The sequence below is a fragment of the Acidicapsa dinghuensis genome, assembly GCF_025685685.1.
Lineage (GTDB): Bacteria > Acidobacteriota > Terriglobia > Terriglobales > Acidobacteriaceae > Acidicapsa > Acidicapsa dinghuensis.
In genome coordinates this window covers 432,276-457,485 of sequence record NZ_JAGSYH010000001.1, presented here as the reverse complement: position 1 = coordinate 457,485, position 25,210 = coordinate 432,276, and the positions used below count along the sequence as shown (strand labels likewise).

20 protein-coding genes and 1 pseudogene are annotated in these 25,210 nt (G+C 54.0%); 13 read left to right on the top strand and 8 right to left on the bottom strand.

Annotated elements, in window-relative coordinates; genetic code table 11:
- Positions 1–62 precede the first annotated feature (62 nt).
- On the top strand, positions 63–611 hold the full coding sequence (locus OHL22_RS01765) for a class I SAM-dependent methyltransferase (RefSeq protein WP_263332565.1): 549 nt from the start codon (positions 63–65) through the stop codon (positions 609–611).
- A 74-nt stretch (positions 612–685) separates the two neighbouring features.
- The gene (locus tag OHL22_RS01760) at positions 686–1,390 is read left to right on the top strand and encodes a metal-dependent hydrolase (protein ID WP_263332563.1); all 705 of its coding nucleotides are present in this window, start codon (positions 686–688) and stop codon (positions 1,388–1,390) included.
- Positions 1,391–1,572: 182 nt separating this feature from the next.
- On the opposite strand, the gene OHL22_RS01755 is transcribed toward OHL22_RS01760, so the two are convergent.
- The 3 genes from OHL22_RS01755 to OHL22_RS01745 all read right to left on the bottom strand — a co-directional run bounded on the left by OHL22_RS01755 (position 1,573) and on the right by OHL22_RS01745 (position 4,871).
- Positions 1,573–1,824: a hypothetical protein gene (locus OHL22_RS01755; RefSeq protein WP_263332561.1), complete on the bottom strand. Its 252-nt coding sequence runs from the start codon at positions 1,822–1,824 to the stop codon at positions 1,573–1,575.
- 319 nt (positions 1,825–2,143) lie between these two features.
- Positions 2,144–4,522, bottom strand: a complete 2,379-nt coding sequence (locus tag OHL22_RS01750; protein WP_263332559.1) for an APC family permease — start codon at positions 4,520–4,522, stop codon at positions 2,144–2,146.
- Between the two features lie 187 nt (positions 4,523–4,709).
- The gene (locus tag OHL22_RS01745; RefSeq protein WP_263332557.1) at positions 4,710–4,871 is read right to left on the bottom strand and encodes a hypothetical protein; all 162 of its coding nucleotides are present in this window, start codon (positions 4,869–4,871) and stop codon (positions 4,710–4,712) included.
- 153 nt (positions 4,872–5,024) lie between these two features.
- Here OHL22_RS01745 and lnt point away from each other — a divergent pair, with 153 nt between their 5' ends.
- From lnt to OHL22_RS01720, 5 genes are all read left to right on the top strand, one after another.
- Entirely contained in the window at positions 5,025–6,725 is a 1,701-nt protein-coding gene (gene lnt, locus OHL22_RS01740) for an apolipoprotein N-acyltransferase (RefSeq protein WP_263332555.1), read from the top strand.
- Positions 6,726–6,778: 53 nt separating this feature from the next.
- Positions 6,779–7,925 (top strand): peptide chain release factor 2 gene (gene prfB, locus OHL22_RS01735; protein WP_263332553.1). Its coding sequence is split into 2 segments (ribosomal slippage): positions 6,779–6,853 and positions 6,855–7,925, totalling 1,146 coding nucleotides; the frame shifts between segments, so codons are not numbered across the junction.
- A gap of 27 nt (positions 7,926–7,952) precedes the next feature.
- Positions 7,953–8,399 carry a CoA-binding protein gene (locus OHL22_RS01730; protein WP_263332552.1) on the top strand — a complete coding sequence of 149 codons (447 nt, stop codon included), beginning with the start codon at positions 7,953–7,955 and terminating at the stop codon, positions 8,397–8,399.
- Between the two features lie 93 nt (positions 8,400–8,492).
- Entirely contained in the window at positions 8,493–10,640 is a 2,148-nt protein-coding gene (locus OHL22_RS01725; RefSeq protein WP_263332550.1) for a protein-disulfide reductase DsbD family protein, read from the top strand.
- 40 nt (positions 10,641–10,680) lie between these two features.
- The gene (locus OHL22_RS01720; RefSeq protein ID WP_263332548.1) at positions 10,681–11,316 is read left to right on the top strand and encodes a redoxin domain-containing protein; all 636 of its coding nucleotides are present in this window, start codon (positions 10,681–10,683) and stop codon (positions 11,314–11,316) included.
- Positions 11,317–11,902: 586 nt separating this feature from the next.
- Here the strand turns inward: OHL22_RS01720 and OHL22_RS01715 are convergent.
- The 3 genes from OHL22_RS01715 to OHL22_RS01705 form a co-directional block, all read right to left on the bottom strand.
- Positions 11,903–12,493, bottom strand: a complete 591-nt coding sequence (locus tag OHL22_RS01715; RefSeq protein ID WP_263332546.1) for a GyrI-like domain-containing protein — start codon at positions 12,491–12,493, stop codon at positions 11,903–11,905.
- Between the two features lie 321 nt (positions 12,494–12,814).
- The gene (locus OHL22_RS01710; RefSeq protein WP_263332544.1) at positions 12,815–14,182 is read right to left on the bottom strand and encodes a replication-associated recombination protein A; all 1,368 of its coding nucleotides are present in this window, start codon (positions 14,180–14,182) and stop codon (positions 12,815–12,817) included.
- A complete protein-coding gene (locus OHL22_RS01705) occupies positions 14,179–14,979 on the bottom strand; it encodes a TrmH family RNA methyltransferase (protein WP_377819799.1) in 801 nt (266 codons plus the stop codon). Before OHL22_RS01705 ends, OHL22_RS01710 begins: the two co-directional genes overlap by 4 nt.
- 180 nt (positions 14,980–15,159) lie before the next feature.
- Here OHL22_RS01705 and OHL22_RS01700 point away from each other — a divergent pair, with 180 nt between their 5' ends.
- Genes OHL22_RS01700 through OHL22_RS01690 form a run of 3 tightly spaced genes read left to right on the top strand, consistent with a single transcriptional unit; the run spans position 15,160 to position 17,693 of the window.
- Entirely contained in the window at positions 15,160–15,804 is a 645-nt protein-coding gene (locus OHL22_RS01700; RefSeq protein ID WP_263332540.1) for an L-threonylcarbamoyladenylate synthase, read from the top strand.
- Between the two features lie 20 nt (positions 15,805–15,824).
- Positions 15,825–16,466 carry a YdcF family protein gene (locus OHL22_RS01695; RefSeq protein WP_263332538.1) on the top strand — a complete coding sequence of 214 codons (642 nt, stop codon included), beginning with the start codon at positions 15,825–15,827 and terminating at the stop codon, positions 16,464–16,466.
- Between the two features lie 9 nt (positions 16,467–16,475).
- Entirely contained in the window at positions 16,476–17,693 is a 1,218-nt protein-coding gene (locus tag OHL22_RS01690) for an acyltransferase family protein (RefSeq protein WP_263332536.1), read from the top strand.
- Positions 17,694–17,788: 95 nt separating this feature from the next.
- Here OHL22_RS01690 and OHL22_RS01685 read toward each other — a convergent pair whose 3' ends face one another.
- On the bottom strand, positions 17,789–18,373 hold the full coding sequence (locus tag OHL22_RS01685) for a nucleotidyltransferase family protein (RefSeq protein WP_263332534.1): 585 nt from the start codon (positions 18,371–18,373) through the stop codon (positions 17,789–17,791).
- A gap of 110 nt (positions 18,374–18,483) precedes the next feature.
- Here OHL22_RS01685 and OHL22_RS01680 point away from each other — a divergent pair, with 110 nt between their 5' ends.
- On the top strand, positions 18,484–19,920 hold the full coding sequence (locus OHL22_RS01680; protein ID WP_263332532.1) for an APC family permease: 1,437 nt from the start codon (positions 18,484–18,486) through the stop codon (positions 19,918–19,920).
- Between the two features lie 14 nt (positions 19,921–19,934).
- Here the strand turns inward: OHL22_RS01680 and OHL22_RS24970 are convergent.
- Positions 19,935–20,036, bottom strand: a pseudogene (locus OHL22_RS24970) (DUF2165 family protein); the annotation flags it as partial.
- Between the two features lie 167 nt (positions 20,037–20,203).
- Between OHL22_RS24970 and OHL22_RS01675 the strand changes: the two are divergent.
- Both OHL22_RS01675 and OHL22_RS01670 read left to right on the top strand, forming a co-directional pair.
- Positions 20,204–20,686, top strand: coding sequence for a nuclear transport factor 2 family protein (locus OHL22_RS01675; RefSeq protein ID WP_263332530.1), 483 nt, complete (start codon positions 20,204–20,206; stop codon positions 20,684–20,686).
- Between the two features lie 572 nt (positions 20,687–21,258).
- Complete coding sequence (locus OHL22_RS01670) at positions 21,259–25,209, top strand: TonB-dependent receptor domain-containing protein (RefSeq protein ID WP_263332528.1); 3,951 nt, start codon at positions 21,259–21,261, stop codon at positions 25,207–25,209.
- The last annotated feature ends 1 nt before the right edge of the window (position 25,210 follow it).

Here is a 25,210-nt window from a genome sequence, read left to right as displayed (position 1 = left end):
GAGTCTCCAATCATGGGGTTGGAGGACCTCGCACTGCGCGTCATTCGGGTAGTTGGGCGGCGATGCGCAAGAAGCTGATGACAGAAGAAGGGCTTCGTGTGCTGGATGTGGGAAGCACTTCCCCTAACAACATCAACTATCTGACGAGTCTTGGACACAGTGTCTACATGGCCGATCTGGTAGACGATGCTTGCTCTCCAGAGTGGGTGACGGGCAGCGATGAGGACGGCAAGCCGGTCTGGAATATCGAGGGATTCGTAAAACAAAACCTGCAATTTTCGGGGCGTATCTTTGATGTAGTCCTTTTATGGACCACGCTGGACTACCTTCCCGAACCACTGGTTGCGCCTATTATTGATGCGCTGCATACCTCGATGGCCCCCAAAGGGCAACTGCTGGCGCTGTTCCACACAAAACTGATTCCCGATCAAGCACCCTATCAGCGGTTTCATGTTACTGCCACTGACGAGATCGAAATGCAGCGAGCAGGGGGCGCGAACCAGCAGCGCGCCCTGACAAATAGAAATATCGAACGGCTTTTCACTGCGTGGGCGGGACTCAAGCAGTTTCTCGCAAAAGATGGGGTATCTGAGGCCATCATTTCACGTTGAGCGCCTTTCCCTGAAAATGTCTGTTTGTCATGACAAATTCGGAACAGGCAAGAGTAGCTTTCATGGAGTGAAGCATGAGTTTTTTGAAAGGCACAAAGATTACCTGGCTTGGGCATGCAACCGTCCTGGTTGAGACGCCAAAGGGAACCAATATCCTGATCGATCCGTTTATCGAACACAATCCCAAATATCCGAAGGGATATCAGTTACCAGAAAAGATCGACTATGTTTTGCTGACTCACGGGCACATGGATCACATTGCCGATGCCACACCGGTTGCGAAAAAGCACAATGCTACTGTGGTTGCCATTGTTGAGCTTGCTGGATATATCGCCAGTCAGGGCGTGAAGTCCACCATTGGCTTCAACTTCGGAGGAACGGTTCAGTTGCCTGGGGTGAGCGTGACACTGGTAGAAGCAAAGCACTCATCCAGCGTTGAGAAAGATGGCGCGCCGTTGTATTTAGGGGAGGCTAGTGGGTTTGTCCTAACCATTGCGGATGGCCCTGTGCTTTACCATGCTGGCGACACCACGGTATTTCGCGATATGGAGCTCATCCATGAGCTGTATGCGCCGGACCTTGTCATGCTCCCGATCGGCGATCACTACACTATGGGGCCGAAAGAAGCGGCGCTTGCAGTGAAGTATCTCAAGCCGAAAGAGGTTCTACCGATTCATTGGGGCACGTTTCCACCGCTGACCGGCAGACCTGCGCAATTGGCAGAGCTGGTTGGAGATAGTGTAAAAATCGCGATGGTGGAACCCGGACAAAGTCTCTAAGTTTGGAGACACGAATTTGCACTGTTTAGGATCAATAATTTTTAGTCACGGAGGCGCTTTTGGGCCTCGATTTCTTCTTGATCCGCATTCGCTGCTTAGTCGCAGGATTTTGTAACGGAAAAATAGAATATGGGCTGGAGAATCTCCAGCCCCCCGGACGAGGTGGCCGCTCGTGTATGAAGCTACTTCGCCGATGCAGCTTTTTTCTGTAACTCCCAGCGCCGCCGGACAGCTTCGGCAATTCTCTTGCGGCCTTCCGGTGACAGGTTCCTCTTTTTCTTGCGCTTTGCAGGACCTTCGGAAGCTACCGCAGATGAGGGGCCACGACGTGAAGATTTTGCGCTCGAAACGCCTTCTCCTGCGAGGATCTTCCGTGCCTGCTCCAGACGGGAAATCTCTGAATCTATCTCAGCCAAAATTTGTGAAAGTTGCATACTTCCTCCTGATAATGCCGACTCTGCGTTCTGGGGGCTTGTGTTGGCAGAAGGCGGTTCGTATTTACTTTTTTATGAAAGAAAGCAGGGACTTGTAAAGGAAAAGCTGTTTCTTTTACGTTTCCACCCCAGATTGTTATCGATTGAGTTAATAGCTGGCTCCGGATTGCCAGATCTAAGATGGATTTTTTGCCTCGAATATGAAAGCTGAGCTGGCGTAGCTACACGGAAGCAGTCGCGGCTACCGCACGCGCGGCACCAAGCTTTCACGAAGCAGCCAATCGGAGGCTGCTGATTCATATTTAGAAACTGGTAAAAACTACTCTTTACCCGCGCTACCTGACCTAAACGGTTTACCGGTGGCGGCCGCCAGCGCAGGAACATTGACCATCGAGTCACTTCCGGAAAGCTTAAGCCCAGCGGGCTGATCGGACGCCTTATAGCATCGCAAGTCCTTGAGGATCTCTTGCTTTTCTCTGGCGTATTGGCTTGCCAGGCGTGTCAAAGCATAGGTGATGATGTCCCGATGGTGCAGATCCTGCATGGAAGGATCACGCCGCATGTTGAGCCATAGACGGTGGACCAATTGCACATCGTCCGGTCCGAGAGATGGAGCGTGTGGTCCTAGATAGTAGACCTTAGATTCACCGTTCGGATTGATAACGTAAAAATTGAGTTGACGCTTAGGCTCGGGAAGAGATTCCCATGCCTGCCCAATGTGAAAAGCCTGCTCCTCTGGGCTCATCTTTGTAGATAGGCCCGAGACAACAGAATCGACTTCGAGCGAATTGGCAGTCTGCATCAAAGCGGCGAAGATATCGCCTGCCGGAACAACCAGCAGGGAGACTTTTTTCCCGAAACTCTCTGCTACGGAGATAGCTTTCGTGAAAACCATCTGCTCATGCTCAGAGAAGATCTGATCTTCAGGTCCCAGAAACTCAGGACCGCCGGCCCCCATCATTCGAACGGTCAGAACGACGACATCCTGTTCGTCTGTATCGGTCCGCGACAAAGCCCACTTGAGTGCGAACGGATTTGCAGCATCTCGCATCGTCACCATCACGCCGCCCGGGCGTACTCCGACTGTATTGCGAGCGACCACGTCCTGATGATCGAGCTGGAAATGCTCCTTCATCTGGCGATTGGCCAATGCGTGCAGTTTCTGATTGTGCTTTTCTGAGTAGCTAAAAATGACAAAAAACGCCGCGGCGAAAATGATGCCGCTGACCGTCGCGACAGATTTGGTAAAGAGGTTAACGATCGCTGTCGTCAGCAGAACGAGGAAAACGGAAATAAGCCCAACAGGAATCTCCGTCTTGCCGATCGTGATATTCGGAGGCACTTTCCAACCGCGTTCGCCCTTGTACTTCCAGCGCAGCACAAGCATGGCAAGGCTGTTGAAGGTAAAGGACCAGATAACACCAAAAGCGTAAGCCTCGCCGAGCATGATGACATTGCCACGGCTGGCGATAATGGTGAACATCTGCATGGCGAAAACGAGATTCACGATCCGGTGGCTGGTGCCGAACCGTTTGTGAGGTTTTCGGAACCAATCGGTGAGGACGCCGTCTTCGGCAACGCGCATCAGAACGCCAGTTGAACCGATGATCGAGGTGTTGATGGCTCCTGAAAGTATCAGAAAGCCGACGATCACCACAAAAATCCGGAAGCCAATCTTGAGCATTACAGGGCCGGTCATGTACATGGCCAGACCGGCGATGAGATTGTCCTGATAGATGTGCGTGCGCGGGCCATCGGGGATAAGCATCGACGCCAGCAGCGTTGCTCCGCCGGTAAAGACAAAGCTATAAATAGCTATGACAATCGCGGCGCGCTTGAGATTTTTGAGCTTTGGGTGCTCGATCTCACGGTTGACCTGGGCCAGCGATTCCTCACCGCTCATTGCAAGGACAGAGTGACCAAAGGCCATAAGGATGCCGAAGAGGCCGAGGACTGGTGCAAAAGATGTGCCGCGCAGGAAACCCAAGGCATCTTTGCTGAAAACGAGATTGTTCGCTGTCGGGGGAGGAGGCAGGTGAGCACCCTGCGCAAAGACCGAATAGAGACCCCAGATGAGCAGAATCACGACCATGACGGAGGTGATCTGCATAACCCGCAGAGCTTTATCGCTCGATTCCTCGATGCCTTTGACGTTCTCCCACCAGTAGTAGATGGTAACCGCGGCAGCAAAGACAGCCGAGGTGTAGTCCATATTGAACTGGAAGGACGCGTGTCCCATCCCGTCAGTAAGGACCAGTGGCAACCAGCCGTGTGTCGCGCAGACGGTGAGGAGCTCATTTAACAGGCCGGTGATGTACTGACCGGCCGACACACCCGAAATTGGCCCAGTCAGGATGTAATCGAACATCAGGGCCGAGACGCTCAGCTTGGCGAAGGTGCCGCCAAGAGCTTCCTTGACTACGCGATAAACGCCGCCGCGCGTAAACATCGAGCAGCTTTCCACGTAGACCGCGCGCACGGCGAAGGAAAAGAGCATGACGCCGAGAATGAACCACGGAGCTGCCTTGCCTACCGCTTCTTCCGCAATGCCTCCGGCATAAAATGCCGACGAGCCCAGGTCGCAGAGCACAATAGCTGCCGCGCGCCAGAAGGAAATGAAGGTGAGCATTACGGATGAGGCCACAACCAGCCGGACGCGGTCGGGCACAGGGGCGTAAGTAGTTTTGGAAGATGCCATGAATTAAAGTGCCCGCCACATGGGGGCTGTCATTCCGTCTTGCCGGCGAGCGTTTTCGTTCCGGCTTCCATGGGCGCCAAAATGGACACGCCCAGCGGTGAGTCTAGTGCGGAGCGGGCAGCCCGTCAACCGTAAGTTTGGTTTCTCGTCGGGAAAGAGATGCAGACAAATAGGCATTTGGGATGAGCTAGTCTTCTCCAAAGAGCTCGTGAATGTCTTCGACGAAACTAATGGCGACCACCACGGCGGAGCCTGCCAGACCGACGAAGAAGAGCACTTCCAAAACGTGCATTGCGAAGAGACCGAAGGCCATGTAAACGATTCTAATCTGAAATTGTTTCCGCTGCATGGAAGGGTTTCAGATAGGGACTCAGGAGATCCCGGCTGCTCAGTCTTTGGTTGGTAAATACTTGTGGAACAACCACTTAAATATTATTCTCGATCGCTGACCTCACGGCTGTGAAGCCCGCTGTATCGGTGCAGCTCTGCTAAACTCAGGCCCATGCGCGCCAACCAATGGAGGCCCATCGTTGCAGGTATGCTGACGGCGGTCCTGCTGGATTTGTCGTTCCCTGTCGCTGGACCACTGCCGCCGTGGCGGTCCCTATTCGCTTGGTTCGCCCTGACGCCTTTTCTGCTCTCGGTGCTTGGCCTGGCGTCCTCGCCCCACAACCGCCCACTGCGGCGGTCCTTTTTTCAAGGGTGGCTCACGGGCGCTCTCTGGTACGGACTCAGTGATTATTGGGTTTACCAGACAATGCATCTCTACGGAAACATGAACGAGGCTATGGCTGCCCTGTGTTTGGTCTTGTTCAGCATCTACCTCGGCTTCTGGTTTGGTGTTTTTGCTCTGATACTGGCGATTGTGCGCAGGGCGACGATAGGGAAGCGATGCTCATGGCTCGGCTTTGTGGCGATTCCGTTCTTATGGATCACCATGGAATTCGTAATTGCGCGAATTCCTCAATTTCCCTGGGACCAGCTTGGTTACTCGCAGATTGATAACGCATTACTGACGGGGCTTGCTCCCTGGACCGGCGTCTACGGCATCAGCTTTGTGCTTGCGAGCGTAAATGCATTGATTGCTGCGGCGGTAACGCTAGGTAGGAACAGTCAAAAAAGCGCAGGCATTCGATTCCCGATAGCCATATATTGCGGCGCACTGGCTGTCATCCTTGGGTGCACGGAAGGATTGCTGATTGCGCCGCCGAAACCACAATCGCAGGCGACTGCGGTTCTGGTACAGCCCAATCTCGATGTCTCCTCCGACGATGCCTGGTTGGGCAAGGAATGGGACCAACACATGGCTCAGTTTGCTGCTTTGGCAAAGAGCTACTGTGGTCACGATTATTTAATTGGTCTGCCCGAGACGTCTTCTCTCAAAGGACAGATCCAATGCAGTCCGTCGCCTATCCCACCGGCACTGGTCGTTTGGCCGGAGTCACCGGCTCCATTTCGTGACGCCGATACCCGGTTCCGCCAAAGTGTTTCGAGTATCGCGCGCGAAACTAACGCCCCGATGATTGTCGGTGACATCGGCATGGACCCAGAATCCGGTCAGGACACGGGGAGTCAGCAATATCACTTCTACAATTCCGCCTCGGTAATTACGGCGGGGGGGCAGTTTTCTGGCAGGTACGACAAGATTCATCTTGTGCCGTTTGGAGAGTACGTTCCATTCCGCAGGCTATTTTTCTTTGTCCATCAATTGACGGATCAACTCTCCGATACGGGCAGTGGCAGCAACCGGCGTAGCTTTGTCATTACGTCTGCAGATGGGCGAACGCATCGCTACGGCATCTTTATTTGTTACGAATCTGTCTTTGCCGATGAAGTCCGGCAGTTTGTACGCGCTGGTGCAGAAGTGCTTGTCAATATTTCGGATGATGGCTGGTACGGCGACACAAGCGCACCGTGGCAGCACCTGAATATGGCGCGCATGCGAGCCATCGAAAACCGCCGCTGGATCCTGCGCGATACCAACAGCGGCGTAACGGCAGTGATCGATCCCTACGGCACGGTGCGCCAAAGCATTCCGAGGCATGTCGTGGACGCGCTGCCAGCTGAGTTCGGTTATCGCTCCGATCTGACCTTCTACACAGTTCACGGAGATGTGCTGCCGGTGATCTGTGCCATACTGAGCTTGGCGCTACTGCTCTGGTCGGTGCGTATTCTGCTTTGGGCAAATAGTCCAAAGCTATGATTCCGGCTTAGATTTGCGCATGGATTCCAATTAAGTCAGGTCCCCGAAGCGAAATGTCGTCTCTGAACGATCTCGAATTTGCATTCGCTCCTCTCCGCGATACCGTACGCGACCTGCGGGAGTATCTTTGACCCCGCCCGTCTCCGCCGCGAACTAACGGAAATCGAAACCAAACTTGCCGATCCAGCGATGTGGTCCAACCCGGCTGCCAGCCAGCCGCTGATGCGCGACCGCAAGCGCCTCGAACAGCTCATCGGTGACGATGACGATCTTGTCCGGCGTACAAGCGATATCGAAGCGTACTTCGAACTGGCTCGCGAAGGCGCCGAGGAAGTACTGCCCGATCTCGAGCGGGAAATGAACACGCTGCGCGAGTTCTGCGAGCAGCTCGAAGCGAAGACCATGCTTTCCGGCGAGACCGATCCGCTGAATGCGATCGTGACGGTACACCCAGGTGCAGGCGGCACGGAAAGCCAGGATTGGGCTGAGATGCTGATGCGCATGTATTTGCGCTGGGCCGAGCAGCAGGGTTTCAAAACCGAAATGAATGACTATCAGGATGGTGATGAAGCCGGAATCAAATCGGCGACCTTTACCATCCAGGGCGAGTTTGCCTTTGGTTTGCTCGCAGGCGAGAGCGGCGTTCACCGTCTCGTGCGCATCTCTCCTTTTGACTCGGCCAAGCGGCGTCATACCTCATTCGCCAGCGTTTATGTTTCCCCCGAGATCGACGACACAATCGAAGTCAACATCCGCTCTGAGGATCTCCGCATTGATACCTATCGCTCAGGCGGCAAGGGCGGCCAGCATGTGAATACTACCGATTCCGCTGTGCGCATGACGCATATCCCGACAGGAATCGTAGTGACCTGCCAGAATGAACGCTCGCAGATCAAGAATCGCGACAAAGCAATGAAGATGCTGCGTTCGCGCCTGTACGAGTACGAGCTGGCCAAAAAGAAAGCCATCACCAAGGACATTGAAGACGCCAAGCTCGACATTAATTTTGGTTCGCAGATTCGCTCTTATGTGCTGCAGCCATATCGCATTGCAAAAGATCATCGGACCAAGGTTGAGGTGGGCGATGTAGACAAGGTGCTCGATGGTTATCTTGAACCTTTTTTGCGTGGCTACCTTCTAATGAAACGTCGTGGCACGGCTGTAACAACGGGTGGCTCAGACGATGATCTGGATGTTTAAGCGCACGGTTGGCAGAGGAAGGTGCGTATGAGCAATGCGAACAAGAGTGATCTGATCGACGAAATGCTGCGCACCGCGAAGACCATTGCGGTTGTTGGGATGAGCAATAAGCCATGGCGCGCCAGCTTTAACATCGGCGGATATCTTGCAAAGCACGGCTATCGCGTAGTCGCGGTCAATCCTACGTTGAGTGAAATCGCCGTCGATGGCAAAGTGCTGACGAGCTATTCCACGTTAGAGGACGCGCAGGTCGCCCTGGCAATTGAAGGCGTAAAAATCGATCTGGTCGATGTCTTTCGTGCTCCCGAGCATGTTCCTGCCATTGTGGAGGATGTCATTCGGCTGCACATTCCTTATCTCTGGCTGCAGGATGAAGTGATCCACGACGAGGCTGTTGAAAAGGCTGAGGCTGCCGGTGTGAAAGCGATCCAGAACGACTGTATCTTTCGTGAGCACGCTGCTCGCGGCTGGTAATTTGGACCTTCTGAAACCTCTGGGTGCTTTTTTCCGTCAGATGGTTGCCCGGTATCCAGCAGTTCCTGTCCGGATTACTCGAATCGAGAAATAATGTCTGTAATGCGAATATTCCGCTGCATTGTCGCTGCGATCTTTGCCCTGGCTGGGAGTTCGGTTGCCTTTGCGGCCACTTCGTCAACGAGTAAGCTGAGCTCGTCGGCAGATGCAGCTCATGTGCATGTGCAGCTTGTGATGCCGCAGTCCATTCTCAACCGTGGCGAAAGCGCCGATATCGGCCTCTACTTCAAGCTTGAGCCAGGCTGGCATGTCTACTGGAAAAACGCAGGCGACTCGGGTGAGCCTCCTCGGATTCGGTGGACATTGCCGGATGGAATAACTGCCGGGGAGATACAATTTCCCGCGCCGAAACGTCTTCCTCTCGGTCCGCTCATGGACTTTGGGTACGAAGACGAAGTGTTATTTCCGATGACTCTGACGGTAGCCAACACGGTCAAGCCGGGACCTGCAGTTTTGGATGCGAAGGTTTCGTGGCTTGTCTGCCGTGAGGTCTGTATACCAGAAAAAGCTGAGCTTGCGCTGACTGAATCGATTCCAGTGCAGCCGATTCGACCGACAGCTTCCGGAGCCGATGAAGATCTCTACAAGCGGCTGTTGAGCCGGCTGCCTGAGCCCACTCCGGCGAATGCCAAAGTTGTCTTCCAACCAACTGCCGACGGTTTCCGTCTTGCCTGGCAGGGCGGCCAACGCGAAGCTTCCGCGCAGTTCTTCCCGGCAGAACAAAACATTCTCAACAATCCCGCTCCACAGGCAGCCACACCACTGGCCAACGGCGTTGTACTCGATCTCAAGAAAGATCCAAACCTGTCTGCCGCGCCTGCCCAGCTCAAGGGGATACTTGAGCTGGCGGATGGGCACGCATACGAAATTGCAGCGGTTCCAGGAACAATCCCTGCGGCTGCTCCTGGCGCAAATGCCAGCGGATTGGTCAAGGCCGCAGGTCTCGCGTTTCTCGGCGGCATCATCCTCAATCTGATGCCCTGCGTCTTTCCAGTGCTCTTCCTGAAAGGGCTCTCGCTGGTCAATTCACATCGGCAGGAGCGAGCGCACCAACGTACGCATGGGCTGGTTTATACGGCAGGCATTGTCGTTTCCTTCTGGTTGCTCGTCGGAGCGTTGCTGGCTTTGCGCGCTGCAGGCGCCACACTTGGCTGGGGATTCCAGTTCCAGTCGCCGATTTTTGTCGCGCTGATGGCGGGGCTTCTGTTCTTCCTCGGGCTTTCGCTGGCCGGGCAGTTTGAAATCGGGCTCACCTTGACCAGCGCTGGCGGATCTCTCGCACAGAAACAGGGGTACGCAGGTAGCTTCTTCACCGGAGTGTTGGCCGTCGTCGTCGCCACCCCTTGTACAGCGCCGTTCATGGGCGCTGCCGTAGGCTATGCCCTGGCGCAGAGTGCGGTCGTCACATTTGCCATCTTTACCGCGCTTGCTCTCGGATTGGCTGCTCCCTATCTACTCCTCACACTGCAGCCCGCGTGGACGCGCCTGCTGCCGAAGCCCGGCGCATGGATGGAAATCTTGAAGCAGGCTACTGCGGTGCCAATCTTCGGCTTCGTGATCTGGCTCACATGGGTGCTTGCTTCCACACGCGGCGCATTCGCGGTGTTGGTACTGCTGAGCCTGTTTTTGTTGCTCGCCATCGCCGGTTGGATTCTCGGACGTTGGCCGGCTAAGCGAGTGCCATCGTTCGCTGTCGGTGTTGTGATCGTTACAGCGATCGGAATTTGCATTTACGGCTTGCAGAAGTTTACTGCGCCGGTCAGCACGGAAGAAAACAGCACAGCATCGGCTACAAACAGCGGAGCACAATGGGAGCCTTGGTCACAGGCAGCCGTAGATAAATATCGTGCTGCAGGCAGACCGGTCTTCGTGGACTTCACCGCAAGCTGGTGCCTAAGCTGCCAGGTCAACGAGCGCGTGGCTCTGCGTACCCCGCAAGTCGAGGCTGCTTTCAAAAAGGCTAATGTAGCCCTGCTCAAGGCTGACTGGACGGAACGCGACGATGCCATCGCGCAGGCACTGGCAGGATTTGGTCGCAGCGGGGTACCTGCTTACGCTCTGTACACGTCCAACTCTTCGGATGGTCCGACGCTGCTGCCGGAGGCGCTTACTCCGGGCATTGTGGTCGATGCACTGAATAAGCTACCCGCTGCTACAGCAGCTTCGACGGCAACCCCTTAGCAGCATTCTTCATCGCAAATCGAAATAAGGGAGATTCGATATGGTTCATAACAGTCATCTTTCGACACTCTCCTCATGGACGGCAGCGTTATTGCTGAGTGCTGCCGGACTATCCCTTCTTGCTTCGGCTCAGGTAAAAGTCGGCGCCCCCGCGCCCGACTTTCAAGCGACGGCTTCGAATGGAAAAACCGAATCGCTCGATCAGTTCAAAGGCAAGTACGTCGTGCTGGAGTGGCATAACCAGGGCTGCCCCTACACCCGCAAGCACTACACCAGCGGCAATATGCAGGCGCTGCAAAAGGAGTGGACCGCTAAGGGAGTCGTCTGGTTCACCGTCATCTCTTCCGCTCCGGGTGAGCAGGGCTATGTGACCGCCAGCCAGGAAAACAGCTATCTCAACCAGATGCACGCCGATCCGACGGCAGCATTGCTCGATTTCCAGGGAAAAATCGGGCATCTCTACAGCGCAAAAACAACACCGCAGATGATCGTGATCGATCCGGCGGGCAAGGTAATTTACGACGGCGCCATCGACAACCGGCCCACTTCAGACGTGGAAGATATTAAAGGCGCGAAGAATTACGTGAATGAAGCGCTGACAGAGGCTATGGCCGGGAAACCCGTAACCACGTCTTATACTCGCCCGTATGGGTGTTCAGTCAAGTATGCAGATTAGTGTGTGACGACAATCTCATATCTCGGCGATATTTCGCCATCGTTCCCAGAACTAGAAAGGCACCTATAAGCATTCCCGAGACCTGCTCCAAGATTAAGGAGCTTCGAAGCATTCCTTCCTGCTGTGCGTTGGTGGAATAGAAACGGGCCTCAATCAACTCATTGGTATCGCCTCGATACTGGATGTGTGTGCGTTCGCCAACTCGTAGGAGTGGACTACGATCGGATACGTGGATGGTAATGTTCTCTCCCTGATCGGTGTGTATCTTCAGATAGGCGCTATAGTGTCTGCTGTCGGAACGCAGAATTTGTAAAGATTCGATTGTCCCGTTGAATTCGAAAACAGGTCGGGTTTTGTCATACACGAACCACGCCAAAGTCAAAAGGAAGAACCAGAGACTGAAAATCATTCTCGCTACGAAACTTGCTTTGATTTTGCGCGATCCTTCGCTATCGGTTGCGGCGACGCATCCGAACCAGATTACAAGCACTCCAGCCAAGACTATCGCTGTCAGGAAAATATCGCGAACGACGGAATTCACAGTCGGAGTATATCCGACGCATAGCATCGCGAATGCAGCGCGGCTTCAGTCGGAATTGGCAGAACGTAATGCCAGATGGATCTCCACCCGCGCATTCTTCGGGTCGGCGCTACGCTGATCATAGACCTCATAATCTTCGGTGAAAGCCCGTCGGCCACCTAGCTCTTCAGGAGTCATTGCCCAGATGCGCCGCCATGCCCCCGGCACAATCTGCGTCACATCTCCTTTGTCCATTTCGATCACGGCATACGTCCCAGGCTGGATGTGGCGATATGTCAGTCCTGCAGGTGGAGCATCCACGCTCGAAACAGGCGCGCCAAGCAAGTAACTGTAGTCTCCCTTCTCGTCACTCGCGTAATCGGAATAGACCACGATCAGCGTCTGGCCCACGCGGTTGGGAATATGAGCCGCGAGGTTCTGCTGCATGAACCGGCCCCATAGCTTACCGATTTCGCCCTGACCGCTCATCTCGCGGGCGTTATTCGTTCGCACCTGGTATCCAGCGACATAGATGGGATTGGACAGTGTGATCTTCGCGGCTGGGGTCATCGCAGTCTTCGATTCCTCCCGAAAGAAAGAAATATGGCCGGTAATCATCGCAAGCATGCCGGCAATGACAACGCGGGAAGCGAACATGCGAATCCAGCCTGTGTTCTTTTGCGCCTATGCTAGCAGCAATCACATTAAGAGCTTTGACAAGTGAGTTTCAACGCCAGACGCCTTGCGTAAAATTAGCCCCGAATCATGCATACTGGCGTTGGGCCGAGTTCACATAGATGTTTTCACGAGGTTGAAGACCAGCACAAAGGTTATTTGTACATTCAAAATATGCACCAAAAGCCCACGAAAAGACTGCTTAAATGCACTCTAAAACAGCATTAAATCATTTACAATCTGCAATATGAAGCCACTTTGCATGTGATGCCCCCGGTTGGTGGCGCACGTAAAGGGCCATTTCTACCCGCCGTGCTTTCGCCGGCGGATCTCGCGAATCTCTTCCAGCCGTTGCGCGAGTTGTTTTTCGCGTCCTTCCTGTGTGGGTAGGTAGTATTGACGGCCAAGCAAAGACGGCGGCAGGCATTCCATGTCGGCGACTTTGTCTTCCTCGTCATGGGCATATTTGTAGCCCTTGGCGTAGTCGAGTTCCTTCATCAGCCGCGTGGGCGCATTACGCAGATGCAGCGGAACAGGCTCCTGGCGGGTATGTTCGATGTCGGCAAGTGCTGCCCCATAGGCGGTGTACAAGGAGTTCGATTTAGGAGCAAGGCACAGATAGACGACTGCCTCGGCCAGTGCAAGATCGCCTTCCGGCGAACCGAGAAACTCCATCGTCTGCCGGGCGCTAAGGCATAGATTGAGCGCTTCCGGTGCGGCCAGACCGATATCTTCAACTGCCATGCGGATAACGCGACGAGCCAGGTACATCGGATCTTCTCCAGCCTGGAACATACGGCCGAGCCAGTAAAGCGCGGCATCCGGATCGCTGTTGCGTACGCTTTTATGCAGCGCGGAGATGAGGTTGTAGTGCTCCTCACCGCTCTTGTCGTAGAGCAGCACGCGCTGCTGCAGTGCCTCTTCCGCAATTGCGCGTGCAATGCGGCGCTCAGGCCCTGCGGGCTGTTCGGCGGCCAATTGTGCGGCCACCTCAAGGGCGTTGTAGGCATTGCGGCAGTCGCCGCTGGAATATCCGGCAAGCATCTCGAGCGCTTCGTCGTCGGCTTGCAGTTCGAGTGAGCCAAGGCCGCGCTCGCGGTCGGCAAGCGCGCGATACAGTAACGCAACGATCTGCTCCTCGGTGAGAGCCTTGAGCACATAAACACGGCAGCGGGACAGCAGCGCGCCAATGACTTCAAACGATGGGTTCTCTGTCGTGGCGCCGATAAGACGGATGGTTCCACGCTCTACATAGGGCAGAAAAGCATCCTGCTGAGCTTTATTGAAGCGATGAATCTCATCAACGAACAGGATCGTGCGCGAGCCCATCTGCGCAGCCTGTTCACTGGCCGCCATCACCTGCTTGATCTCCTTGATGCCCGAGAGAACCGCAGAGAACTCCAGAAATGAAGCGCGCGTAGTTTCGGCAATAATCTTTGCCAGACTGGTCTTACCGACGCCCGGAGGACCCCAGAAAATCATCGACGCAGGATCGTCCCGCTCGATCTGGACGCGCAGCGGTTTTCCAGGGCCAATCAGATGCTCCTGGCCAACATATTCGTCGAGATTGCGCGGCCGCATGCGCTCGGCCAGCGGAGCCGTCCGGCTGATCCGGCGCGCATTGCCGGTCTCCGGAGAACTATCGAAGAGACCGCGTTCAGAAGAACTCATGCCTTAACTCCTCCGCGCAAGCCTCGCTGGCGCGAGGCTTCATATAAAAGTACGCTCGCAGCTACCGCAGCATTGAGACTTTCGACCGGCCCAGGGCAGGGAATCGTGACGCGCGCATCGCACTGGTCCGCGATCTCCGGCTTAAGGCCGCTGCCCTCCGATCCGATGACAAAGGCCGCGCCAGCGGACAGGTCGATCGAGCTACCGGGCTTAGCTTCGTGCGCCATGGCAGCGAGCGTACGTATGCCGGCAGACCGGAGCAAGCCGAAGCAGTCTTCTGGATTCAAATCCAGAACTGGGATGCGGAAGACGCTGCCCGCCGAGGCACGCATGGCTTTTGCATTCCAAATATTGACTGTGCCCGGCAGGCTGATGACACCCGTCGCGCCAAAGGCCTCTGCGGAGCGCAACATGGTACCGAGATTGCCGGGGTCCTGTACTGCGTCAAGGACAAGGATCAGGACCCCAGATGAAAATAGGGAAGAAGGATTCCAGGAGGGGCGGAGCGCAAGCGCCGCAACCGGTTGGGGAGACTCGGTGGAAACGGAAGAATTCAGGATCGTCTGTGGCAGTGAGAGGATTTCCACATCGTTCGGAATATTGAGGTCGTCCAGCAGACGATGGCTGTTGTTTGCGATAAAAACAGTAGCTAGTCGGATACCGCTGCGAAGCGCTTCCTGGATAAGGTGCACACCCTCCAGCCCGATCGGTGCCTGTGAACCGGTGGAGGGGCGTGAAAGAGTCATTCGTAGCTCTTTTACACGCGTATTCTGTTTGCTCTCAATGCTGCGGATCATTATGTTCAGCCGAACCGAACGGCCTTACGCGATTGTAGCTGTGATAAGAGGTCATCTGTCGTGGGTGGGCATTACCCGAAGAAACCGGTATATTACGGAAGACGGCATCCTTTATTGCCTGGGACCGGGGGTAACTGTCCGGGCGGCCCCAATCGAGATTCGGCAGCCGAGGTAGATCATTTGTCCGCGGAAATTCTGCGCGTCCATCCCGACGAACCACAGCAGGAGCGCATCGAGTACATCGTAAGCTGCCTACGTCAAGGCGACGTTGTGGCAATGCCTACGGACACTTTTTATGGATTGGCAGTCGATCCGGTGAACCTGCATGCAGTGGAGCAGATTTACCAGATCAAGTCGCGATTGAAGCATAAGCCTCTTTCGCTTCTGATAGCCTCGGTCGCACAAGCTTATGAACTTGCGCGGGACATCGATGACCGCTTTGATCGGTTAGCGGAAAAGTTTTGGCCTGGGCCACTGACGATCATTGTGCGCGCCGGCAGCAAGCTGCCACTGCGTTCAACCGCAAACACCGGAAACGTAGCGTTGCGCTTACCCCATGCTCCGATTTCACGAGCGGTCGTCGAGTGTTTTGGTCTGCCCATTACAGCAACATCGGCGAATCTCGCTGGAGCAGCCGAGTGTACACACGCCGCTTGCGTCCGAGACCAGATTGGAGACCGCATTCCCTTGATCGTCGATGGAGGACCGTCGGGCCGATCTCTGCCTACTACCATCGTTGATCTTTCGGCAAACGGCAGGCATTGGCAGATATTGCGCGAAGGGGCGATCTCGACCCATGAGATCGCACTTGCTTTGCAACGCTGATGAAAGCGCGGGACGACTCCATGGCCAAAGAAAATGGCGTCCAGGGAACGCGATCTGGCTGGTTCGAGTCTGCGCTTCGTTTTGTCATTTTGTTTGTATTAGCGGTTGGGGTGTCTTTTTCCATCGCCTGGTGTATCTGGGTGTACGTTCACATCGAACGCTATGCCTATCTAGACGAAGCAGCGCCCGCTGATGTGATTTGTGTGTTCGGAGCAGCCGAATACGGCGGTCGTCCTTCACCAATCTTACGCGCGCGGCTCGATCATGCCCTGGCACTTTACGAACACAAGATTGCCCCAACCATCATTACATTAGGCGGGGGTGCTCCTGGCGATACCTACTCCGAAGGCGAAGTAGGGCAGGCTTACCTAATGGCCAACGGAGTACCGGAGAAGGCCATCATCGCCGAAACGCATAGCCGCAATACCGAAGAGCAGGCCATGCGTGTTGTTTCGATTGCGCGAGCCAATGGTTATAAGCATGTTGTGATCGTTAGCGACCCTACGCATCTCTTCCGTATCCGGTCAATCTGCGAAAGGGAAGGATTGCCTGTGCTGACTTCACCTCGACCGCAGATTACCGCGGTGGGTAGTTCAAGCGAATGGCAGCAGGTATGGCATGAAATCGTGACATACACGCTCTGGCGGCTGCACTTGCATTAGAAGTATCAATTGGCGGCTGCGCAATCTCAACGCCAGATTGTGATGACGGGAGAGCACACACTGTTGCCTCGAAGCAAGAGCTCATCAAGTGGCCAGCGAAACTTTCGAATTGATCTGCTGCGCGGGGTGGCGATTCTCTCGGTGCTGGTCTTGCACTTCAACATTGCCTATAGGCTGCTGCAAGGGCCTTTAGGGCGGCTGCTACGTGGCCCATATTTGAGTAATCTCGTCTGGAACGGCAACTACGGCGTCATAATTTTCTTTGTTATTTCCGGCTATCTCATTACCTCAACCTCCTTGCGGAGATTTGGAAGTCTGGGGAACGTTTCTCTTCGCGATTTCTATGCCTTTCGTTTTGCGCGTATATTGCCTTGTCTAGTGCTGGCGCTTGCTGCAATCAACCTGCTTGCCTGGATGGGAATAGAGATCTTCCGGGGAAAAGAAAATCCGCCGTTGTGGCTAAGCGATCTTTCGGTGTTAACGTTTTGGCACAACATTTTGATGGCTAAGTTCGGGTATTTCAACTATTGCCTGAATATCTATTGGTCATTGTCGGTTGAAGAGGTCTTTTACATAACATTTCCGTTGCTTTGTCTTCTGCTGAGGAGAGAGAGATGGATTCTGCCCGTATGGCTTCTGGCAATCGCGATTGGGCCCGTATACCGGCACTATCACAGCCATAACGAGATCCTCTTTCTCTATGGAAACTTCGCCTGTTTTGATGCCATCGCCATGGGATGCTGCGTTGCAGTGCTTGCGCGAAAGCAAGTCATTTCCATAGGACAATGGACGCGCAGAGCGATACAGATTGCAGCGCTGGCCTGGATGCTGTTTGTTTTTCTGCACGCAGGTATCGATTCCGTTCCAGTATGGGGACCTACTCTGATGGCTGGTGGCACGGCAATATTCCTTCTTGCGGAAGGTCCCTCCGCTGACGTCAAAGGAACTGAAGCCTCTGGCGATCTATCACTGCTAACAAGACTCTTATCCCCAATCGCGTGGCTGGGCCAGCACAGCTATGAGTTATATCTTTTCCATATTCTGTTGCTGGCAGGTTTGATGACGAATCTTCCCAGGAGCTTGATGGCTCCCGGCACGCGGTTGGGCTGGTTAGTGCTATTCGTCGCCGTATCTTCTCTGCTTAGTTGGGCTATTGCGCGCTTTTATTCCGAGCCGTTGAATCGTGTATTGCGTAGAAAGCTGGCTCCGGCGGTCGCTGCAAGCTAAGATTCTTGATTGTATTCAGACTTGGGGAGTGATTATCTTATTCTCGTCGGGTTGCTCTGGAAGATTTATGTTTCTGCTCCTGCGGTTTTGACGCACTACGTGTCAAGCAATCGTCTTAGATCCTCAGGGGTATCAATGTCGATTTCGCCATTCGGAAAAGGAACAGCAACGACTTGAAGATCACTTGTGCGTAGAAGCTGACGTGCCCCGTTGTCTCCGGAGAGAGCTTGGAGATCGGCGAAGAGTGCCGCCGGAAAGATCGCGGGGATACCTTCAGTTCCTCCGTAGTGCGAAGCGACGATAGTTTGTCCGTCGCCCGCATCATAAGCAGCCGTGAGCTGCTGCAAGTGTTGCGATGAAAGATTGGGCTGATCGCATACCAGCATCAGAACTGCTCGCGATCGAGGTTCAGTCTTGACTAATGCGCTCACACCAGCCCGGATCGAGGTAGAGATCCCACGCCCCCATTCTGGATTTGAAATAACACGAGCCGCCGATAGGTCGAGAGTTGAAGCGATCGATTCCGAGTTCGCGCCGAGCACGACAAAGATGGGATCGGCTCCGGCCTCCTGGACGATTCGCAGCGTACGTCCGAGCAGTGTCTCTCCACGGGTGGAAAGAAGCTGTTTGGGTTGGCCCAGGCGACGGCTGGCTCCGGCTGCGAGTATGATCGTGGGCATTCCCATCGCATCCAGTGTAGATGTATCGCTCCATGACGCTGCTTGACCTGGAGGACAGCGAGGCTCGACACTAGGATTTCCAGAGCAAACTTTTGCGATTGAGGGAGTGCGTGACCAAGCCAGACGCAGCTGCGAAAGTGTACTCATCGCTTGATCCGGACAGCGAAGGGGAAGACCGGCTGGACAAAGACTATGGGTTGCACAAAGGCGTGCTCTCTGCCGCGGAAACGCTTGCTCAATCCATCTCGGCTATCGCTCCATCGACAACGCCCTCGCTTACCATTCCTCTCGTCTTCAGTCTGGCGGGCAATGGAACATGGTTCGTCTATTTCCTGACAATGCTGGCTATGCTGCTGGTGGGTTATTGCGTCAGCAAGTTTGCACGCATGTCTGCCTCGCCTGGATCGCTGTACACATACACGGCTGATACGCTGTGGCCATCGTTGGGCGCGGTATCCGCCTGGGCATTATTGCTGGCGTATCTTGCAACGGGAGCTTCCGTAGCTGGTGGCGCACTTTATTACTGCAATGTTCTCCTCAACGAGTTTGCCCACTGGACGCCGCCTTCCGTGTTGGTGCTTGCAGTGATTATGATCGCGACCGGAGCTGTGGCATATCGCGATGTAAAGCTTTCTGCCGAGGCAATGCTCTGGATCGAAATTGTCTCCGTGAGCCTTATCGCAATCGTCTTGATCCTCTTGCCGTCCCATTCTGGCTGGCACTTGGACGTGGATCAACTCCGGTTGAAGGGTGTGAAAATTGGAGCACTTGGCCCTGCTCTCGTGCTCGCAACCTTTAGCTTTGTCGGTTTCGAATCAGCAACCACTCTTGGTGCGGAAGCTCGCGAGCCGCTCAAAACAATTCCACGCGTCGTTCTGCAATGTGCCCTTTTGGTGGGGCTGTTCTTTATGCTCTGCTCGTATGCAGAGGTGCTCGGTTTTCAGGGTGAGATTGGAAAGCTGAGTGAGTCAACCAGCCCATTTCATGTTCTTGCACGTAAGGCGGGCCTTTCGGTGTTGGGAACTGCGATTGACATCGGAGTGCTCATAAGCATGTCGGCATGCACGCTTGCTTGCACTACCGCTGCATCCAGAGTGATGTTGCGCATGGCGCACAGCGGCTTGCTTCCGGATGTATTTGGCAGGGGACACAAACGTTTCGGAACGCCTCGAGCCGGAGTGATTCTTTGCTCCGCTGCGATGCTTGCAGTGACGGGCGCCTTGGCTATTTGCGGAGTGAGCGGCAGCAATATATACGAGTGGCTCGGTTCGATATCTGTATTCGGATTTTTGACCGCTTATGCGCTCGTAGCAATCGCACTCCCTTTCGCTCGTAAAGCGTTGGGACAGCATTCACACTTTATCGCAGCGGTGAGCTGGTTTGCTGCATTGGTTATGGCAGCAACGACATTTGGCAGCGTCTATCCAGTACCTGCTGCGCCTGCTCTGTGGTTCCCTTACATCTATCTGAGCTACATGGCCCTTGGCATGGCATGGTATCTCGCACGGCGCAGTGAAATACGCAAACGGCGCACAGCGATTTCTTAGTCTCTAGGATTTGTTCAGGCGTCAGGCCGTGCTATCAAGGTTAATGTGACGACGGCAACCGCGAACATTCTCAATGTGGCGTCCTGACCGTTCCACGTATGAGATTGCCATTTCTCGTATGATCGACCTGTTCAGCAATGTTGGAGAATCGATCCTGTACATGCCAGTATCCTATGTAGTGTCGCGCTGAACCTGTCGATGAGCGAGGCAGTGAACATGCCAATGCTCACTATCAGCGCAGCAGTCAGAAAACAGATACCTCATCCGTTGGAGTAGTTTCCATATGAGCGAACGAGCCGAATCTGCACGCCCTCCCTTACCTCCTTTTACGCATGACTCAGCAATCAAGAAGGTAAGAGCTGCTGAAGATGCCTGGAACTCCCGGGACCCGCAGAGGGTTTCACTCGCGTATACAGTCGATTCGCGATGGAGGAACAGGTCGGAGTTCATCTTTGGCCGCGAGGAGATCATCGAGTTTTTAACGCGCAAATGGCAGGCAGAGTTGGAGTACCGCCTCATCAAGGAATTGTGGGCGTTCACAGAGAACCGTATCGCCGTTCGCTTTGCTTATGAATTTCATAACGATGCGGGCAAATGGTTTCGCGCCTATGGCAATGAGAACTGGGAATTCGATGAACTGGGATTGATGCGGGTCAGGCACGCAAGCATCAACGATCTGGCAATTGCAGACGGAGACCGGAAATTTCATTGGCCACAGGGGCGGCGTCCTGATGACCATCCTGGTTTGAGCGATCTAAGGCTCTAGCTCTGCTTTGGGGCGACAGAAAATCTTTATGGGCCCAATAAATTAAATGAATTTCGAAAAACAAGATTAGCCATGAATCTGACCTGCGACCCCCAAACGATTCGACATCGTGTCCTTTGGACGCGATCATGGAAGCATCGCTCTGGAGTTTGAACGCGATACCCCGACGGGAAGATTGCAAAGACATCCGGGTCAGGCTTGAGCACGATTTTTGCAGGAATGGCGCATCGTTTCATCACATGAGTTCGTCTCTCGCGCGATTCGATCTACGCTCAATCGATATCGGAAGTGATCTCTTCAATGGTTGTTTCACATCTGCGGCACAGCTCATACATCGCTAGGATTCGGCACCGGGGTCGTGTAAATTTTCGATTGAAATTTTTGAGCACTCGGGTATTGTAGTGATAACCCTCAAGTCTTTTAGAGCGGTTTAAGCTGCGAGTTTCACTCGTTTTAACCCTTCCTTTCTTTCATTTGGCCTGCCGCTACGGGCTCGCCATTACATCGACACAAGGCCTCAAAAAATAGATTTTGAGGCCACGGGAAAGCTTTATTTTCGTGAGGTTGTGCCTTTGATTAGTACACGCCGCAATATCTCTATATCGATTTTCCGGCTGCTTGCAATTCTGGCATCCGTCGCGCTTTGTAGTTCGTCTCTGCCGGCTCAGCAAACTCTCGGTGGCATCACGGGTACGGTTACTGACGCCACAGGAAGCGTCATCCCCAACACCGACGTGACAGCAGTAGGAGAGCAGACAGGGCTCACGCGTTCAGTGAAATCAAATGGATCTGGAGAATATCTTTTCGTCAATTTGCCGATTGGCAGCTACACCATTACCTATTCCGCGGAAGGGTTTGAAGTACAGAGTACTCCGCATATTGCTGTGCAGGCCGATAGAACCGCTACTGTAAACGCGGCCCTCAAAGCAGGTTCGAAGGCGCAGACAGTCGAAGTGGATGCTACGCCGCTGATGAACGCTGTCGACACAACCAACGGATATGTTCTCGACTCCGCGCAGATTCAAACAACGCCGCTTCCTACCGGAAGTTTCACCGGCTTGGCAACCCAGTCGACCGGCGTAGATGCGGAATTACCCGGCGGTACCGGAGCCCTTTCCGGTCTTGGCAATCAGCCGATTTGGGCAAATGGTCAACGCGACACGAGCAATAGTTTCTCATTGAACGGTGTAGATGCAACGAATCTCTTCAACGGTAAGAGCACAAGCCAGGTCGGCTCGGCGCGAGTAATCAACAGCTCCGGCACATCGTCCAGCACAGGAGCCGGAGGCGTCATTCACTCTGAAGCGTCTATTTACCTTTCGATCGGCAACGCCATTCCGACACCGGCGCCGGAAACGATCGAGGAAGTGCGAGTCAACGCATCGATGTATGACGCGAGCCAGGGTTCAACCTCGGGCGCACATATCGATCTCAGCACCTCGTCAGGAACAAATAACCTGCATGGAACCACATATTTTCGCCGCGGTACGGATTGGCTAAATGCGGCGCCGTTCTTCTTCAATCAGGATCCAGATGTCATAGAAAAGGTGCCTCAGCTACATCGGTATACATTAGGCGGTGCGGCTGGTGGACCAATTATCAAAGACAAGCTTTTTGCATATCTTGCCTATCAGCATGTCCATGTTTCCGATGATGAAATAGGATCTTCTTTCTTGGATGTTCCCGTCGGGCTAACCGATGATCGCTCTGCATCTGCTTTAGCTAACCTTACAAACACTAACTTCGGCACGAGCATTTCGGCGGCAAATATTGATCCCACTGCTCTGGCGTTATTTAATGCGCCAGCGATAGCAGGCGAGCCTGGAAAATGGCTGATCCCCAACGATCAATATGGATGGCCAAACGCTTACCACACAACGAATGCCTACCTTCCAGGAACAGGCCGTTTCATAGCTGATCTTGGTGTGGCCAATCTCGACTACAACGTCAACGCGAAAGATACCTTAGCGCTCAAGTACTATTACCAGCATGATCCGACGCTTTCACCTTACGCCTATTCGAGCGTGCCTGGCTTCACAGAGCATCTCGACTCGGGTGCGCAGGTGGCGTCTATCATCAACAGTTATCTGATCAAACCCAATCTAAGCACCACGCAAACCTTCGGCTTTATGCGCGAAAAAATCTGGGGAGACAATGAACAGCCTTTTGGGCCATCGTCAATTCCTGGTGGTTCCGTTGCAAACGGGTCAATCAATATGTTCGGCTCGTCCTACTTCCCCGGTATATCCGTGTATAACGTTCTGGGTTCTAATCCGAACGGCGACTATACTCCGACAGGTATTTTGAATATTGGCCCTAATGCAGAGGGGCAATCTGCCCTCACCGGCGTTTTTCAGAACCGCTTCGCACCCTCATCAAACGCGATCTGGACCTTGGGGCATCACACAGTCAGCTTTGGCGGAGCCTATAGCTATACGCAGTTTAACACGATCGATAAGCGTACGGGCATCGGCACCGTCGCTACCGATGATTTCAGCCAGATGATTCAGGGCTATGTAACGCCTGGAAGCTCATCGACAGGTTTTTATGTCAGCTCGTTCCTGCAAGGCGATGCCAGCCGCTACTATCGCGCCAATCAGGTAGGACTTTACCTGCAGGATAAGTATCAGATCACGCCACGACTCTCGCTGACGGCTGGTGTCCGATACGACTGGGATGGAGGCCTTACGGAAAAATATGGCCGCATCTTTAACTTTGATCCCAGCTTGTATAGCTATGATGCTGGCTCGGATACCATCACCAACCCGGGCCTTATCATCGCAGGCAATAACGCTAATGGAACAAAAGGAGTAAGCCCCACTACATTGACTGGCCGTCAATGGGGTTTTAGTCCGCGTCTCGGCGCAGCATGGCAGCCCGCCATGTTTCATGACAAAGTTGTGGTGCGAAGCGGCTTTGGCATGTACTACGACCGTGGCGAGTTGTTCAGCTACTTCTCGCCTGGATACGCGATTGGAACCGTTACTGGTGGTCCTTTCGGCGTGAATCAGCAGCTTCCGTTTGTGAACGCCTCTTCATGTCCATCATCGACGCGGTCATTTTACGAGGACTATATCGTAACTTGCGGCGGCCAAAATGGTGCGCCTCCTACTGCGGAGACCGGAAATCTTTCGAATCCTTACGGAATCGCCTTGTCGCCGCCTCCGAGCAATCCCAAGGCTTCAGATCTGAGCAAGTATCTTCCGAATGCTTACAGCATCGTGAATCAAGGGTCAGGGCTTCCGGACGTTATCAACAACGGTCAGCCGATTTCACTCGGCGTATATGACCGCGATAACACGCTACCCTACACCTTCAACTACACACTCGATATTCAATGGCAACCGCGCAGCGATCTTGCTATCGAAATTGGCTACGTTGGCAATGTAGGCCGTCATCAGGTAATTCCTGTTCCGTTCAACCAGCCTAATATCGCCTCTCCTTCCAACCCATCGCTCGCGAGCGGTCCCTACGCACAGAAGTACAGCTACGGCTATACCGTTGGCGGAGCGACGCTCGACGATGGCACGCCTTATCTGTACAACTTTGAAGGCGGCAACGTCGATCTTCGCGTTCCGTACATCGGCTACGCTGCTGAATCAATCGGCTACAAAGCCGCTGGCGTCGACGCTTACAACGCGCTCCAGTTGCATGTGGATAAGCGGATGAGCAAAGGCGTTCAGCTTGGCTTCTCCTACACGTACTCGCACGCGCTCGACGAGCAGAGCGGTCTGGGTCTCTTCTACAACGGCAACAATGCTCTCGATCTTCGCAGCGGCTATGGCTCGGCCGACTTCGATCGTACTCATGTCATCAACTTCAACTATGTATTCCAGCTTCCGGATACGGTTAACAATCACACGTTGATGGGCAAGGTAGTCAATGGGTGGTCGCTCGTCGGGCAAACAGTGCTGCAAAGCGGTCAGCCCTACAGCGTGATCGACTTCTCGGGTGCGATTGGTTCTATCTACTACTCAACGGCAGACGGCATTACCAACCCCATTGTTCCACTTGCTTCTGGTTGTACTCCCAAGTCTGCGCTGACGAAGCACTCCGGAGCTTTCTTCCCAGTGAATGGTTATGCTGCGCTGGACCCGGCTTGCTTCACGCTGCCATTGCTCCCAGCCGGCGGGCTGGGCGGAGCTATCCCAAGCACGGACACCTTCGAAACTGGCTTCACAACCGGACAGCGCAACATCTTCCGCCAGGCTTTTCAAAAACGAGCCGACGCTTCACTCGTGAAGGTGCTCAATTTGAACGAGCGGTATGGGCTCAAGTACACGTTCGATGTGTACAACCTTACCAACACACCGAGCTTCGATGTTCCAGGAAACGAAGTTTCGCAAAACCAGTACTATGATGCTTTCCCCAATGTAGGAACTACTCCTTTACCTACGGGATGCGCTGCAGATGGCAGTCAGACGAACTCCAGTTTCTATAACTGTCCTGCCGGTCTGGGTATCGTGACGCATAGTATCGGTAGCCCGCGGCAGATCCAGATGTCATTGAGCTTTACTTTCTAAC

Excerpts from the sequence above, each read along its gene's own strand:
- OHL22_RS01725 (WP_263332550.1), top strand. The coding sequence starts at position 8,493 with ATGTCTGTAATGCGAATATTCCGCTGCATTGTCGCTGCGATCTTTGCC.
- OHL22_RS01685 (WP_263332534.1), bottom strand. The coding sequence starts at position 18,373 with ATGCCCACGATCATACTCGCAGCCGGAGCCAGCCGTCGCCTGGGCCAA.
- OHL22_RS01710 (WP_263332544.1), bottom strand. The coding sequence starts at position 14,182 with ATGAGTTCTTCTGAACGCGGTCTCTTCGATAGTTCTCCGGAGACCGGC.
- OHL22_RS01760 (WP_263332563.1), top strand. The coding sequence starts at position 686 with ATGAGTTTTTTGAAAGGCACAAAGATTACCTGGCTTGGGCATGCAACC.
- OHL22_RS01750 (WP_263332559.1), bottom strand. The coding sequence starts at position 4,522 with ATGGCATCTTCCAAAACTACTTACGCCCCTGTGCCCGACCGCGTCCGG.
- OHL22_RS01675 (WP_263332530.1), top strand. The coding sequence starts at position 20,204 with ATGAGCGAACGAGCCGAATCTGCACGCCCTCCCTTACCTCCTTTTACG.
- OHL22_RS01745 (WP_263332557.1), bottom strand. The coding sequence starts at position 4,871 with ATGCAGCGGAAACAATTTCAGATTAGAATCGTTTACATGGCCTTCGGT.
- OHL22_RS01720 (WP_263332548.1), top strand. The coding sequence starts at position 10,681 with ATGGTTCATAACAGTCATCTTTCGACACTCTCCTCATGGACGGCAGCG.
- lnt (WP_263332555.1), top strand. The coding sequence starts at position 5,025 with ATGCGCGCCAACCAATGGAGGCCCATCGTTGCAGGTATGCTGACGGCG.
- OHL22_RS01695 (WP_263332538.1), top strand. The coding sequence starts at position 15,825 with ATGGCCAAAGAAAATGGCGTCCAGGGAACGCGATCTGGCTGGTTCGAG.
- OHL22_RS01730 (WP_263332552.1), top strand. The coding sequence starts at position 7,953 with ATGAGCAATGCGAACAAGAGTGATCTGATCGACGAAATGCTGCGCACC.
- OHL22_RS01705 (WP_377819799.1), bottom strand. The coding sequence starts at position 14,979 with ATGATCCGCAGCATTGAGAGCAAACAGAATACGCGTGTAAAAGAGCTA.
- OHL22_RS01755 (WP_263332561.1), bottom strand. The coding sequence starts at position 1,824 with ATGCAACTTTCACAAATTTTGGCTGAGATAGATTCAGAGATTTCCCGT.
- OHL22_RS01715 (WP_263332546.1), bottom strand. The coding sequence starts at position 12,493 with ATGTTCGCTTCCCGCGTTGTCATTGCCGGCATGCTTGCGATGATTACC.
- OHL22_RS01765 (WP_263332565.1), top strand. The coding sequence starts at position 63 with ATGCGCAAGAAGCTGATGACAGAAGAAGGGCTTCGTGTGCTGGATGTG.